General features: G+C 38.3%; 14 protein-coding genes and 1 tRNA gene. 13 read left to right on the forward strand and 2 right to left on the reverse strand.

Annotation, left to right across the window (positions count from 1 at the left end; translation table 11 throughout):
• Nucleotides 1-112: 112 nt before the first annotated feature.
• From R4Z10_RS07515 to R4Z10_RS07555, 9 genes are all read left to right on the forward strand, one after another.
• Complete coding sequence (locus tag R4Z10_RS07515; protein WP_338472579.1) at nt 113-763, forward strand: 2OG-Fe(II) oxygenase; 651 nt, start codon at nt 113-115, stop codon at nt 761-763.
• 636 nt (nt 764-1,399) lie between these two features.
• Nucleotides 1,400-2,314, forward strand: a complete 915-nt coding sequence (locus tag R4Z10_RS07520) for a catechol 2,3-dioxygenase (RefSeq protein WP_338472580.1) — start codon at nt 1,400-1,402, stop codon at nt 2,312-2,314.
• A 60-nt stretch (nt 2,315-2,374) separates the two neighbouring features.
• Entirely contained in the window at nt 2,375-2,701 is a 327-nt protein-coding gene (locus R4Z10_RS07525) for a 2Fe-2S iron-sulfur cluster-binding protein (protein ID WP_338472581.1), read from the forward strand.
• A 340-nt stretch (nt 2,702-3,041) separates the two neighbouring features.
• Entirely contained in the window at nt 3,042-3,416 is a 375-nt protein-coding gene (locus R4Z10_RS07530; RefSeq protein WP_338472582.1) for a nucleotide excision repair endonuclease, read from the forward strand.
• Nucleotides 3,417-3,802: 386 nt separating this feature from the next.
• Nucleotides 3,803-4,006: a hypothetical protein gene (locus R4Z10_RS07535; protein WP_338472583.1), complete on the forward strand. Its 204-nt coding sequence runs from the start codon at nt 3,803-3,805 to the stop codon at nt 4,004-4,006.
• Between the two features lie 313 nt (nt 4,007-4,319).
• Complete coding sequence (locus R4Z10_RS07540) at nt 4,320-5,351, forward strand: fatty acid desaturase (RefSeq protein ID WP_338472584.1); 1,032 nt, start codon at nt 4,320-4,322, stop codon at nt 5,349-5,351.
• A gap of 78 nt (nt 5,352-5,429) precedes the next feature.
• Nucleotides 5,430-5,936, forward strand: coding sequence for a response regulator transcription factor (locus tag R4Z10_RS07545; protein WP_338473184.1), 507 nt, complete (start codon nt 5,430-5,432; stop codon nt 5,934-5,936).
• A 349-nt stretch (nt 5,937-6,285) separates the two neighbouring features.
• A complete protein-coding gene (locus R4Z10_RS07550; protein ID WP_338472585.1) occupies nt 6,286-6,762 on the forward strand; it encodes a CarD family transcriptional regulator in 477 nt (158 codons plus the stop codon).
• Between the two features lie 1,299 nt (nt 6,763-8,061).
• The gene (locus R4Z10_RS07555; RefSeq protein WP_338472586.1) at nt 8,062-8,262 is read left to right on the forward strand and encodes a cold-shock protein; all 201 of its coding nucleotides are present in this window, start codon (nt 8,062-8,064) and stop codon (nt 8,260-8,262) included.
• Between the two features lie 112 nt (nt 8,263-8,374).
• Here R4Z10_RS07555 and R4Z10_RS07560 read toward each other — a convergent pair.
• A tRNA-OTHER gene (locus R4Z10_RS07560) sits at nt 8,375-8,459 on the reverse strand.
• A gap of 302 nt (nt 8,460-8,761) precedes the next feature.
• On the opposite strand from R4Z10_RS07560, the gene R4Z10_RS07565 reads away from it, so the two are divergent.
• From R4Z10_RS07565 to R4Z10_RS07580, 4 genes are all read left to right on the forward strand, one after another.
• Nucleotides 8,762-10,081 carry a short-chain fatty acid transporter gene (locus R4Z10_RS07565; RefSeq protein ID WP_338472587.1) on the forward strand — a complete coding sequence of 440 codons (1,320 nt, stop codon included), beginning with the start codon at nt 8,762-8,764 and terminating at the stop codon, nt 10,079-10,081.
• Nucleotides 10,082-10,270: 189 nt separating this feature from the next.
• Nucleotides 10,271-11,371 (forward strand): sugar diacid recognition domain-containing protein, encoded by a 1,101-nt coding sequence (locus R4Z10_RS07570; RefSeq protein ID WP_338472588.1) that lies wholly within the window; start codon nt 10,271-10,273, stop codon nt 11,369-11,371.
• Nucleotides 11,372-11,489: 118 nt separating this feature from the next.
• The gene (locus R4Z10_RS07575) at nt 11,490-12,764 is read left to right on the forward strand and encodes an SLC13 family permease (RefSeq protein WP_338472589.1); all 1,275 of its coding nucleotides are present in this window, start codon (nt 11,490-11,492) and stop codon (nt 12,762-12,764) included.
• A 31-nt stretch (nt 12,765-12,795) separates the two neighbouring features.
• Nucleotides 12,796-13,968 (forward strand): glycerate kinase, encoded by a 1,173-nt coding sequence (locus tag R4Z10_RS07580; RefSeq protein ID WP_338472590.1) that lies wholly within the window; start codon nt 12,796-12,798, stop codon nt 13,966-13,968.
• A 119-nt stretch (nt 13,969-14,087) separates the two neighbouring features.
• Here the strand turns inward: R4Z10_RS07580 and R4Z10_RS07585 are convergent, their stop codons facing one another.
• Nucleotides 14,088-14,453 (reverse strand): DoxX family protein, encoded by a 366-nt coding sequence (locus R4Z10_RS07585; RefSeq protein WP_338472591.1) that lies wholly within the window; start codon nt 14,451-14,453, stop codon nt 14,088-14,090.
• Nucleotides 14,454-14,620 lie beyond the last annotated feature (167 nt).

Here is a 14,620-nt window from a genome sequence, read left to right on the forward strand (position 1 = left end):
CTGATGTTTCAAAAAATATTTTTTGATTAGGAAAAAATCGAAAGGAATTAATAACCTTTTTGTAGAATAATAAAAAAATATTTCTATAGAAACAGGGGCTGATGAATGGAAGATGGTTGTTAAAGATGCACAAGTTAGGGAAGTAACGATATTTAGCCATAATGGGAATAAAATTAAAACAGAGGACAGAGAAATTAATATCATTGCTAGATACGAAGAGCCGTTAGTTGTTGTTTTAGGATCTGTACTTGACGATGAGGAATGTGAATCGCTTATTCAGTTGTCAATAGACTGCCTTCAGCGTTCAAAAATCGGAAGTACAAAAGAGGTCAGTGATATACGAACAAGTAGCGGTGCATTTTTAACAGACGTCAATAATCCTATTCTCGAGAGGGTAGAAAAAAGAGTTTCGGCCATTATGGGCATTCCTAAAGAACATGGAGAGGGACTTCATATTCTGAACTACAAACCTGGTCAAGAGTACAAAGAACATGTAGATTATTTTGCTTCTACAAGCAAAGCGGCGAAGAACAATCGAATCAGCACGCTTGTATTATACTTGAATGATGTGGATGAGGGAGGTACTACCTTTTTCCCGAAACTAAATTTAACGGTTTATCCGCAAAAGGGCATGGCCGTTTACTTTGAATATTTTTATCATGATGCACTAGTAAACGAATTAACACTACACGCAGGAACTCCTGTGGTTAAAGGAGAAAAGTGGATAGCGACTCAATGGATGAGAAGGCAGAAATTTATTTAAATCGATTAAATGAAACTTCATTTCCACGTGTCATTTCTTATGAAAAATAAATACGAATCGTTCTTTAAAATATAGAAAGCTGCCGCAATCACTTTGCGAGCAGCTTTTATGTTCCAAACTAATAGGGGATTAAGCTAAGAAGGAGGATTATAAATACCGAAACAGACACTAGTGTAAAAATTTTAAATCTGTCTATTTTGAAACGGATAGGATGATTTAAACCAAGATTTGGTGCCTGTGAACGATGTCCGGCAAATTAAAATGAAACGCGAGAACCGTCCCCATGTTTCACCATCTATAATTTGTTGTTTAATATGTTCAGCATTAACTTCAAAGATTTTTTTTCTATTTATTTTAGTTGTTTTCATATTTTTAGCTCCTCTGATAGATTATATTATTTATTTTAAAATAATAAAATATTCAGAAAACATATAGACAAATTAAAAATCATCTGTTAGTATAATCATTGGAAACGCTTTCCTAAAATTGGAATAACGACTCATCTGATAACCTAATATCAAGATTATACAAAAAGATTTTCTTAAGAAACTCTCGAATTTAAGTTAAATTTCCAGAAAAATCAAAATTAATTTATCCAAAGTATACTAATCTATTCATTTATAAGGAGGAAAAATCATGGCAAGAATTTTAAGAATGGGACGTGTAGAATTAAAAGTATTAGATTTAGAAAGGTCTGTTGACTATTATACAAACGTAATTGGTTTAGTAGAAACAGGACGTGTAGGAGACAGCGTTTTCTTCAAAGCTTGGGATGAATATGATCACCATAGTGTCATTATTACAAAATCAAATACGGCAGGACTTGCGCATATGGCATTTAAAGTAGAAAATGCAGACGACTTAGCCTATTACGAAAAGAAAGTGGAAGAATTTGGATGCACCACATCTCGTGTATCTAAGGGAACGAGATTAGCTGAAGGAGAAGCCGTACGTTTTATTTTACCAACTGGACATGCTTGTGAACTGTATTATGAAATCGATGTATTAGGTACAGCAGTAGGCACTAGAAATCCTCATCCATGGCCGTTAAATACAAAAGGAATCGCACCGCACCGCTTGGATCATTTATTATTGACAGGTGATGATTTGAATACGGTTACAAGATTCTTTGTTGAAGCACTAAACTTTAGACAGAGCGAGAGAGTGGTCGTTGAAGAAAATGAAGAATTAATTGGTAGTTTCCTATTTTCGTCAAATAAGGCACATGATATTGCTTTCGTAAAAGGACCTGATGCAAAACTTCATCATGCCGGATTCCATGTTGATTCTCTACAAGATGTATTTAGAGCAGCGGATTTATTATCCATGCATGAAGTGCCGATTGAGATTACTCCGACACGACACGGGATTACAAGAGGACAAACGGTTTATTTCTGGGATCCTTCTGGAAATCGTAATGAGGCGTTTGCAGGCGGATATATGGCTTTCCCAGATATGCCAACGATTACATGGGATGCGTCGAAAATTGGTCAAGGGATTTTCTACCATGCTAGAGAATTAACGGAATCGTTCAACGTTGCATTAACTTAAGTTGAAAAATAGAATTGTCTGAGTTAGATAAAATAAAATGTAGAAGAGAGGAGAGGTCGGATGTATAAGATAAAACTTAAAGCAAGAGGACAGCAATTTGATTATACTTGTCCAACTACTGCAACACCTTTAAAAGCAGCACGCGACCTCTTTATTCCCATTCCTACTGGATGTGTTCGAGGCGGTTGTGGGGTGTGTAAAGTGAAGGTGCTAAGTGGTGAGTATAATCAGGAATTAATTCGTTCACATGATGCTTTGTCTGATGAAGAGTTGGCAGAAGGTTATGCATTAGCTTGTTGTATGACCCCAGATTCTGATTTGGAACTGATGACAGTAGAGGATTATGAGAAACGTAAGGAGCTTGAATCTTCTTACTCAAGTAATTAACGTATTGAAAAGATGTCTGTTAACCAGACATTTTTTTTATCTAACATGTCTCCACTAGAAATAAAAGTCATTTTGAATTTCGAGTGATGATATCATTTGATTTGAAGCGATTTGGGCGAATTTCCAAATCGCTTATTTCATGTCATTTATTAAATTTGAAACAACCTTGTTGAATGAGGTGGAAAGCGGGATTGTCCGTCTTTATATTCGGCAAGTCGCTGTAACTTGTCCCTCGGGGCGTAACAGAAACGAATAATGACTTGAAAATAAAGGCAATCTAATGTATTTTTGGTAAGGCTAGTATGCTTAAAGAGCAATTATAAAATAGGGTGTGAAGAGCTTGATAAAAATTGAAATACCGAATCCTGATGTTGTCATTACGAAAAAAAGGGAATTAGGAGAAAAAGTAGAGGCTGTGATTAGCAGCGAATATGGCTTTACAGATTACCATCGAATTCCTCGTGATAAAGGTGGGATCATTTTGTTTTACAACGTGGAGGGTGAAATGTTGTTTGTGGGCAAAGCCCGTAAATTACGTCCTAGAATAAAGAAACACTTTGAAGATAATGTTTCCCCAATTAAGTTGCATCGAGATGAGGTTTACAAAATTGCGGTCTTAATTGTTGAAGATCCAATGGATAGAGAAATTTACGAAACGTACATTATTAATACACAACACGCAAAATATAATATAGATAAAGTATTTTATAAGTAATATGTAAGGGTAGGGACGTTGGGGATCAGACACCGCGTCCCAGTTCGACGTGGTTTAATGGTACGGGGAAACATCGGGACGGTTCTGGTGTTTCAAAAAGACCATAAAAACTGAAGTTTTTTATTAGTTTTTTTATGATTCGAGCTCTGATATCCATGGTAACCTACATTATATTTATGTAAAAAAGAAACGCGAGAACCGTCCACGCGTATATTCGTGTTCATTAACAGTAACCTTTTGTCTGTTCTATTATTGTTTATGAAGAATTTTTCCCGTCTTACCCGGTAGTAAGATCCCTGCCTCAAGATAGATTGTTAGAGGATAATGGGATATTTGGAAATAAATTTGCAAACGATATAGAAGACCTTATATGAGGAGGGATTGTTATGAATGATGAAAAAGATGACCTTGAAGACGTTCTAAAAGATTCCATTGAAACGGAGGAGGAATTAATGCGTACCTATCTTATAAGTGCTGAGAGAGTCCAAGATGATGATGAGTTAAAAGAACGCCTTGAGAATTTTGCACAGGGAAATGCGAAGCGGACAAAGCAGCTTATCGATGAGTTAGAAGAAATGAAAGATGAATAAGAAAACACGGTTACATAGGGGGATTCGAGACCACTGAAATAGTCAACTTTTCAGTGGTTTTAAATGTTCATGGACATATGGACGGGCTTACTGTCCCTAACAGCCTTTGCGTTTGGATTCAGATTTAATGCGGTTCAGGAAAAAATTAAAAAACCGGATGCATTATTTCCCTTGGGACACAAGGAACCTGTCCCTGCATCCCAGCTTGTATGTGACATTTGTCACACCGCGGATATGACGCTTGCTACTAACATGTTAGGTTTTTTTCCTTTATTATTGGAATTACGATAAAACAGGGAAGGGAATTCAAAATATGACCTTACAAAATACAAAAAGTTTGAAAAAACAAGTGGCTCCGTTTGAAAAGTCAACGTCAAAAGAAAGCATATGGCAGATCATCAACACCGTTGTGCCTTTTATAACATTATGGTTCTTGGCTTATATAAGCCTCTCCGTTTCCTATTGGTTAGCGTTAGTACCTATTGTAATGGCTGCTGGATTCTTGGTTAGAATTTTTATTATTTTTCATGATTGCACGCACAATTCATTTTTCAAAAGCCGACGTGCCAACCGAGCTGTTGGAACCGCGATGGGCGTCTTAACTTCATTTCCTTTTGATCGCTGGGGAAATGAGCATGCGATTCATCACGCAACAAGCGGGAACTTAGATAAGCGTGGCACGGGTGATATTTGGACGCTTACTGTAGATGAATATAAAGCAGCACCTCTGAAACTTCGGTTAGCCTACCGTTTTTACCGTAATCCAGTAGTGATGTTTGGGTTAGGGCCGATTTATCAATTTGGACTTAACAATCGATTTAACCGTAAAGGGGCTAAAAAGAAGGAACGTATGAACACGTATTTGACAAATGTTCTAATTGTTGCTTTGAGCGCATTGCTTTGTTGGGCAATCGGCTGGCAGGCATTTCTTCTTATCCACGGGTCGATTTTCATGATAGCCGGTTCAGCAGGCATTTGGTTGTTTTATGTACAGCATACGTTTGAGGATTCTTATTTCGAAGAAGATCAAGAGTGGGAGTATGTGAAAGCAGCTGTAGAAGGAAGTTCTTTCTATAAGCTTCCAAAGGTATTCCAATTCATAACAGGCAATATTGGCTTTCACCATGTTCATCATTTAAGTCCAAGAGTTCCCAATTATAAATTAGAAGAAGCACACAACACGACACCACCTTTACAAAACGTGCCAACGATTACACTTGCGACAAGCTTAAAGTCGCTTCGCTTCCGCCTATGGGACGAGAAAAGTAAGAATTTCGTGAGTTTTAGAGAGGTTAAAGCAATAGCGAAAAAAAGAGTGTCGGTAAAGGTAAAAACCGAATCGTAATATTCCCATTTATGTGACTCCCCGTTATGTATGGGGAGTTTCTATATGGAACAGCTTCCAAAAAAGGAGAGAATGTGTATGATTACCATTGTCATTGCTGAAGATCAAGAGATGCTCTTAGGGGTCATCGGTTCCCTTCTTAATTTGGAAGAGGATATGAAAGTGGTGGGGCAAGCAAGTAATGGAAAAGAAGCCCTAGAACTCGTACATGAATTTCAGCCTGATGTTTGTTTAATGGATATCGAAATGCCTGAAATGAACGGACTTGATGCTGCACAGGCTTTAATGACGACAGAATGCAAGGTCATTATCTTAACCACTTTTCCAAGAAAGGGTTATTTTGAACGTGCGATTAAAGCAGGGGTAAGAGGTTTTTTATTAAAAGACAGCCCAAGTAAAGAGCTCGTTTACTGTATTCGAAAAATTATGAATGGAGAGAAAATCTATTCGCCCGAATTAATCGATGATGATTCGCTCGACCCTCTCATTCATCATAAAACCGCTAAGCATCATAAAAAAGGAATGAGAACGGTTAAAAACTATTTTTCAATCTTTATAGATAAACTGAAGTTACGAACCGGATAGGTTTACACTCTACTGAAAATAGATTCATTCAAATCATCCCCTAGGCTGATGTTCGAGAAACTTCCATCATAACATGCAACTAAAACTCTTTCTCGATGGGGAAGGAGTTTTTTAATACAGTAATAAAATGAAAGAATGGGGAAAGGTTCCTTGCCCAGTTAGAGATGTTGTGTACGGGTTAAAGATTGAAAATGAATCGCCCTTTATTTGTTTTTCGACACGATTCCCGATGTTCTAACTTTTTCTAATTATTAAAGAAAAAGTAGTTGACATTAAAAGCTAGATTATGTTATTATTATAAATTTGATTAAAAATAATATATATGTTAAGGTTAAGAAGGTTACCATATATGGAGGTGGATTATTTGTTTCAAATTGGCGATAACATTGTTTATCCAGTGCACGGAGTAGGTATTATTAAATCCATAGAAGAAAAGGAAATCTCAGGGACGAAACAACAGTATTATGTCATAAAAATGTTAATCAGTAATATGCAAGTCATGATTCCTACGGGTAAGATATTGAGTTTAAATATACGCCCTGTTACGGACATAAAGGCAATAAAAAACATCATACACATTTTTCAGCATGGGGAATCAGATCGATTACTGCCGTGGAAACAAAGGTATAAAGTGAACATGGACAAAATAAAAACGGGTAAAATACTAGAAGGTGCTGAAGTTGTACGTGATTTAATGCGTATGAAGAAAGAGAAAGCACTTAATACAAGCGAAAAGAAAATGTTAGATAACGCACATGAATTTTTGATTAGTGAACTGAAATTAGTTGAAGGGATCACTGAGAATCAAATAAATAGTTTCTGTTAAGATTAATGATAGGTAATGTATGACGCTCTCTCAAAAATATCCTGAATTTTTTGGAAGAAATGATGATTATAAAAAATATATCATTTCAAAGGCAATCAACTTCTTCAACTCACTTGTGGAGCATAAACCTCTTTAGTTATTTCTACAATCTCCATCCATTTATATTTCTTAAATTCTTTTTACGTACGTTTGAGGCTTTAACAATTACTTATAAAATAGTCACTTGACTTTTGCTTTTGCAATCCTGATTCACACTGGCGCGGTCTAGGAGCCGTAAGGATGAAAGAGAGGTAGGGCTTTCATTGTTTTAGGTATACAAATATTTTGTCAAAATCATCATTTCTAGAAGGAATAAACAATCAAACTCCCCTCTATTTTAAGAATAGAATTATCTACTGAGAAGGTGAATAGTACTTGGATCCGTTCAGGTAGAGGATTTAAAATTGGAAGGTGGCCGATAAGACAATGGCCAGAGAGATGGCTATTCCTTCTCCTTGTGAAAGGACTCAAAAGGTACCATTTTGAGCATCAAGTAATTCGGGAGGACTACAGGGGTAAGGTGTGTTAGGTTATAGGAGAAGACTATAAGCGCAAGTACAAAGGATGTTCGTGAAGGTACCCAACCTTACACCTGATTTTACCTGTACTTTAGGGGCATATATTTCTGTTCCACTTGGTCTTTTTTATAGATAAGTTTTTTCTGTGCATTAAAAGTTTAAGACAATGCACGCGAAATCATTCCTGTATTAAAGGGAAGATAAAACATGTGTAAGCTATTTCTGAAAGGAAGTGGTTTGATATGAAAAATAAGTTACGTGTAAAACCAGACACCAAAATAACTGGAACAGATCAAACTATATTAGATTTTTGGCAGTGTGGTTCTCGAATATACTTACTAACTCATTATGAGGTGTATTTTCGGAATTTATGGTAAGTGCAGCTATTTGGCGCACTTAACAGAACCAGAATTGAATGGGATGCTTACGACCTTCAATACAAATAAAAAAAGAAGTTAAATCAGGAGCTTACATTCAGTCTTAGTATAGTGGAAAACCGTCAAAAATTATTTTTAATATAGGGAGCAAAAAGAGAGTATAACTATAGATCAATGCTTTATGAAACGCCGGGACGGTTCTAATGTTTCAAAAAACCATAAGTTATTTTTATGATTCGAGCTCTGATTTTCATAAATGATGTGAAAGTGAAACGCGAGAACCGTCCCGATGTTTCAGAACACGAAAAAAGGGTATAAAAATAAAGAATCAATTGCAATGTGCAATGTGTAAGGAGGAAACAATTATGGAACAAGGTAAAGTTAAGTGGTTTAATGCAGAAAAAGGTTTTGGATTCATCGAGCGTGAAGAGGGAGATGACGTATTCGTACATTTCTCAGCAATTCAAAGTGAAGGTTTCAAATCTTTAGACGAAGGACAAGAGGTCACGTTTGAAATCGAAGAAGGCTCACGTGGTCCACAAGCGACTAATGTTCAAAAAGTTTAATAATAGCAGAAAACAGACCCTAAATTAAAGGGTCTGTTTTTGATTTGCGGGAATGGCTTTGTTGGACTGGATTGTTTATTAAGAAAATTAGATAGAGCTTTGTAATGGGTTTGGGACTTGGTGGGATTCCAACCCACAAGATACTCAACAGTTTACGTTTGAACTGCTGGTTGCTCTAAGCATTGAGCTACAAGTCCCTAATTGTAGTATAGGTAGTTTTTTCGTTGTTATACATTAAAATGTAATTATTTAAGTTAAAAAGGGAGCGATCGAATAAATGAAATACTTTTTTCAATATATACTGCAAAAAAAGAAGGCTGCTATCTACAAAAAAGTAGGTGAATCCTTCTTTTTTATCATGAACGATTTCGATATTCTCGTGCTTGTCCCACGTCCTTTCATAGATATCACCTTTAAAATATAAAAAAAGAAGTTATTTTCATAATATTTGTAAAATATGTAATAGTGTTACAATAGCATATCAAAAGGAGAGGAACCTATGAAGGTATTGGTATCATTTTTTAACCGCATCATGCAGAGGTATTTGCCTGACCCATTTATATTCGTCATCATTTTAACGTTTGTTGTATTTGGATTAGGCCTAATTTTCACTGATAATGGTCCTTATCAAATGGTCCAGCATTGGGGCAATGGATTTTGGGGTCTTCTTTCCTTTACGATGCAGATGGTCCTTGTCTTATTAACAGGCCATGTCTTGGCAAGCAGCTATATTTTTAAAAAAGGGTTAGGAGCTCTTGCTTCATACGCCAAGACACCAGGACAGGCGATTGTCATCGTCACGATTGTATCGATGATTGCCAGCCTCATTAACTGGGGATTCGGGCTTGTCATTGGGGCTTTGTTTGCAAAGGAATTGGCGAAGAGAGTAAAAAATGTTGATTACAGGCTCCTTATTGCAAGCGCTTACTCAGGGTTTCTTGTGTGGCATGGTGGAATTTCAGGATCTGTCCCATTGACCATTGCCACCCCTGGACATTTTACAGAAAATCTCATTGGGGTTGTACCAACAAGTGAAACCATTTTTTCAACCTATAATATTGTGATTGTATTAGGGTTGATTATAATCATTCCGATTATCAACCGCTTAAGTATGCCATCAAAGGAACAAACAATAACGGTTGATCCTGCACTGTTACAGGATGATATCCAGGCAGCGACCATTGAAAAGGCAGCCCTGACACCTGCCGATAAACTAGAAAACAGCAAATTGATTTCTCTTTTAATCGGATTGCTTGGGCTCGTTTTCCTGTTCTATTATTTTGCCAATAATGGATTTAAGCTAAATTTGGATATTGTCAATTTCTTATTTTTATTCCTTGGCATTCTATTTCATGGCACGCCAAAGCAATTCTTGGACGCTGTGTTGAATGCAGTCAAAGGAACGAGCGGTATTATCGTTCAATTTCCATTCTACGCTGGATTAATGGGAATGATGACTACCTCAGGGTTAGCTATGGTGATATCTGACGCGTTTATTGCCATTTCAAATGACTTTACGTTCCCAATGCTTACCTTTATAAGTGCCGGGATTGTTAATTTCTTCGTTCCTTCTGGTGGAGGGCAATGGGCTGTTCAAGGTCCAATTATGCTGGAGGCAGCCACACAAATAGGTGCATCCCTTCCAAAAACCGCGATGGCCGTAGCATGGGGGGACGCCTGGACGAACATGATCCAGCCATTCTGGGCCCTTCCAGCACTGGCAATCGCTGGGCTAAAGGCGAAGGACATTATGGGGTACCTTGTGATGGTCCTCATTGTAAGCGGTATCGTCATCTCACTAGGCTTCTTATTCTTCTAACAAAAGAAAGGATGATTCGGAAAGAAAGAATCATCCTTTCTTTTTATGTTGAGTATAGATCTTCTAACAATGAAGTTTTTCATTGCTTTTTGGAATTATAAGTGGCTATCATGATGTTTAATTGCATATTTTTTTTAAAAAAATTTAATTCAGGGAGAGGGATGTCCCATAAGATTTTTAGATCATGCTTTGGCACAGGAAATGGTTGATCGAACGATGAAAATTATCAATCGAAATATTAACGTGATGAATGAAAAAGGGGTGATTATCGGTTCAGGGGATTCAACAAGGATTGATTCCATCCATGAAGGAGCAGTTAGGGTAATAACGACCGAGTCCGGTTTTGAAATTAGAGAATCCGACGCCAAACAACTTCATGGGGTGAAGACGGGAATTAATTTGCCCATTAACTATCAGGATCAAGTCGTGGGTGTCATTGGGATTACGGGACCACCTGAAGAAATTCGAAACTATGGAGAATTGGTTAAAATGGCCGCAGAAATGATTCTTCAGCAAGCGATCCTCACTGAGGAAATGCAGTGGGATGAACGATTAAAGGAAGAATTAACGATGCAGTTGCTGCAAGATCCACAGGATTTAAATTCAATGTATTTCGAAAGAGTCAAAAGACTGGGGATGGACTTACATATCCCAAGGGTGGCGATCTTATTAAAGCCTGAAAACCAATCAAGAGGCTATCAATGGTTTCGAGATAAACGGGAAAAAGACGACTTATTTGTGATGCATTCCGATCATATCATTCTATTGAAAAAAGTGGATTTAAAAAACGGTGAATGGCAAGATCTCAAATCCTTAAACCAAATCGAAAATTGGGCCATTGAATTGGAAAATGATCAACAGGTACATAGTAAAATGGCGGTTGGAAGTTACCACCCTGGATTACAAGGGGTTTCAACGTCTTATCGAGAAGTTGTTTATACGTTAAATGTAGGGGAAAAGCTGGATCCACATAAAATGATTTATTTTTATAGCGATTATAAACTGCCTGTTTTTCTTGCACAAGCTAATCGATATGGAATTGGTGAGGGAATGGGTCCTTATTTCGAACAAATCAAGCAGCATGATAAGAAAGGGGAACTTTTGGAAACATTGTTGATTTATATCCAGGAAAATGGAGATATGAATAGAACAGCGGGAAAGCTGTTTATTCACCGAAACACCCTCAGATATCGTTTGGACCGGATTACGGATCTAACAAATAAGGATCCCCGTAAAGTGAAAGAATTACTTGAGCTGTATTTATCGATCTTGCAAAACCAAATTAAATAGTTGTGCAAATGCACAAAAAGGCGAGGGGAACCTTAGCCTTTTTTTTAATGGAATGAACAATGTAAACCATTCAGGAAACGCTTACAATGGATGTACAAACAAAAGGAGGTACAGATCAATGGATCCACAAATTCAGGTAAGCGCTTTAGGCGCCATTGTTGCATTAGTTGTTGCCATTATTCTAATTTTAAAGAAAGTCTCTCCTGCCTATGGAATGATTGCCGGTGCTTTGGTCGGCGGTCTCGTTGGCGGGGTAGACATCGCCAATACAGTGAACTTAATGATGGAAGGGGCTAAAGGCATTATTCCAGCTATGCTGAGAATTTTGGCAGCCGGTGTTTTAGCGGGTGTGCTGATCGAGTCAGGTGCTGCCGCTGCCATTGCTGAAACCATTGTGAAAAAACTAGGTGAAACGAGAGCGTTGCTTGCTTTAGCCATCGCTACGATGATTTTAACAGCGGTTGGTGTTTTCGTCGATGTTGCAGTCATTACGGTTGCCCCGATCGCCCTTGCGATTGCGCAACGAGCTGGAATTTCAAGATTTGCTATTTTATTAGCGATGATCGGTGGAGGGAAAGCTGGGAACCTTATGTCCCCAAACCCGAATGCCATTGCTGCTTCTGATGCGTTTAATGTTCCTTTAACATCCATTATGGCTGCGGGAATCATTCCAGCGATTTTCGGACTGGCCGTTACGTATATTCTTGCTAAAAAACTAGTAAAAAAAGGAACGGCTATTCAAGAACAAGAAATTCAAACCGATCACGGCGGAACATTGCCTTCTTTTTTGCCTGCGATGGTTGCACCACTTGTAGCGATTTTCTTATTGGCCTTAAGGCCGTTGTTTGATATTAGTATTGATCCAATGATTGCCTTGCCAATCGGTGGGATTGTGGGAGCTTTCGTCATGGGCAGAGGCAAGAAAGTAAATGAGTATGCGATTTCAGGTTTAGGAAAAATGACTGGCGTAGCGGTTATGTTGCTTGGAACAGGTACACTAGCGGGAATTATTGCAAACTCTGGATTAAAAGATCTATTAATAAATGGATTAGATGCACTTGGACTTCCTGCGTATGTACTGGCACCCATTTCAGGGATCTTTATGTCCGCGGCAACAGCTTCAACTACAGCAGGAACAGCTGTGGCTAGCCAAGTATTCAGTTCAACTATTTTAGAAATGGGTGTTTCTGCGATTGCTGGAGCCGCGATGATTCATGCAGGTGCAACGGTGCTCGATCACTTACCTCACGGAAGCTTTTTCCATGCAACAGGCGGAAGTGTCAACATGGAAATGAAAGAACGTTTAAAACTAATGCCATATGAAACATTAGTCGGTTTAACATTAGCGGTTATTTCTACCTTAATATATGGCGTATTTAAAATATTTGGATAAGGGAAGATCCAATAGACAGGGAGGGAAAAAAGTGAAAATCGTAATTGCACCAGATTCATTCAAAGAAAGTTTATCCGCCTTAGAGGTGGCGGAATCGATCGAAAGAGGGTTTAAACAGGTAATATCAGATGCCCAATATGTAAAAGTTCCAATGGCTGATGGGGGAGAAGGGACGGTCCAGTCGTTAGTGGATGCGACGGGTGGGGAGATTATTTCGAAATCTGTCACCGGACCACTGGGAAAACCAGTAGATGCCTTCTTTGGAATCCTTGGAAATCAAACAACGGCCGTCATTGAAATGGCTGCGGCTTCCGGTTTGCATCATGTACCAGTTGGGGAAAGAAATCCCCTTGTAACAACTACTATAGGAACGGGTGAATTAATTGCAGCGGCTCTTGATTACGGGGTGAATCACTTAATTATTGGTATTGGCGGAAGTGCCACAAATGACGGGGGTGCAGGAATGGCCAAAGCCCTCGGAGCCCGTCTACTTGATAAGGATGGAATTGAAATTGGAGAAGGCGGAGATGCACTTGGCCGCCTTGCTTCGATCGATCTATCAAACTTGGATCCGCGTCTAGCTCATGTAAAGATTGAGGTTGCGTGTGATGTAGATAATCCGCTTACAGGGGAAAAAGGAGCCTCCGCCATTTTTGGACCGCAAAAAGGGGCAACTCCGGAAATGGTTGCCCAACTGGATCAGAATCTGAGTCATTACGCTTCGATTATTGAACGGGACTTAGGTAAAAAAATAAATGATATTCCTGGTGCAGGTGCGGCCGGCGGGCTAGGAGGCGGAATTTTGGCTTTCTTTCCTTCTGAGTTGAAGCGGGGCGTTGAAATTGTGGTTGAAGCAACGGGTCTTTCTGAAATCACAGCAAATGCCGATTTGGTGATTACTGGCGAAGGGAAAATTGACAGCCAAACCATCTATGGGAAGACACCCATTGGGGTTGCGAAAACCGCTAAAAAATATGGAATTCCTGTCATAGGGATAGCTGGAAATGTGTCTAATGACAGCCACGTTGTATACGAACACGGGATTGATGCCATATTCAGTATCGTTCCTGGTGTGGTTTCACTAGAAGACGCTTTTAAACATGCTGCAGAAAACGTAGAAAGAACCGCTGTAAATATAGCTACGATTTGGAAAATGAAACGTGGGGACGGTTCTCGCGTTGCATTTGTTAATTTAAAGCAATGAAATTGATGAAACATCAGAACCGTCCCGGTGTTTCTATTCATGGTTCTGGGATAAGCATTTTCAATAATTTGGTATGGACAAGGAACCTGAACCCTTGTCCATACTTGTAGCTAAGTCTATTAAAAAACACTTAGAAGTTCAGATAAATTAATTAATGTAATAATGATTGCGATCATTGCTAAAATGAGAGCTGGCAATGCTTTGCTAATTGGATCTTTTGCTTTAATATGTGTTGCGAAACCACCAAGCATAGTCATTGCGGACCATAATCCAGCTAATGCGGCTATACTTGGATACCAAATGCCAATCACTAAACCAACTGCACCTATTAATTGTACCAAACCCGTCACTATTCGGAACCATTGCGGTAAATTGAGATGTTCAAATTGTTCAATTTGCTGCTTGTTACCAGAAACGGACATAAATCCAGTCATCGAAAAAATGAGAGCTAATAAGACTTGAAGAATAATAGATAAAATAGACAAAACTTCCACTCCTAATTTATATATTCCTAACAACGAACTAACGTCATTAGTGATTCCTTCGGACATACACAGATGCGTAATGATTAATTGAAAAAGTGATGGTGTTGTAAACGTCTTTTTCTGAAGGAATGTATGTAGTTAGTATAGTCCCATAATGTTAGTTTTGA

This window comes from Niallia sp. XMNu-256, assembly GCF_036670015.1.
GTDB lineage: Bacteria > Bacillota > Bacilli > Bacillales > Cytobacillaceae > Bacillus_BD.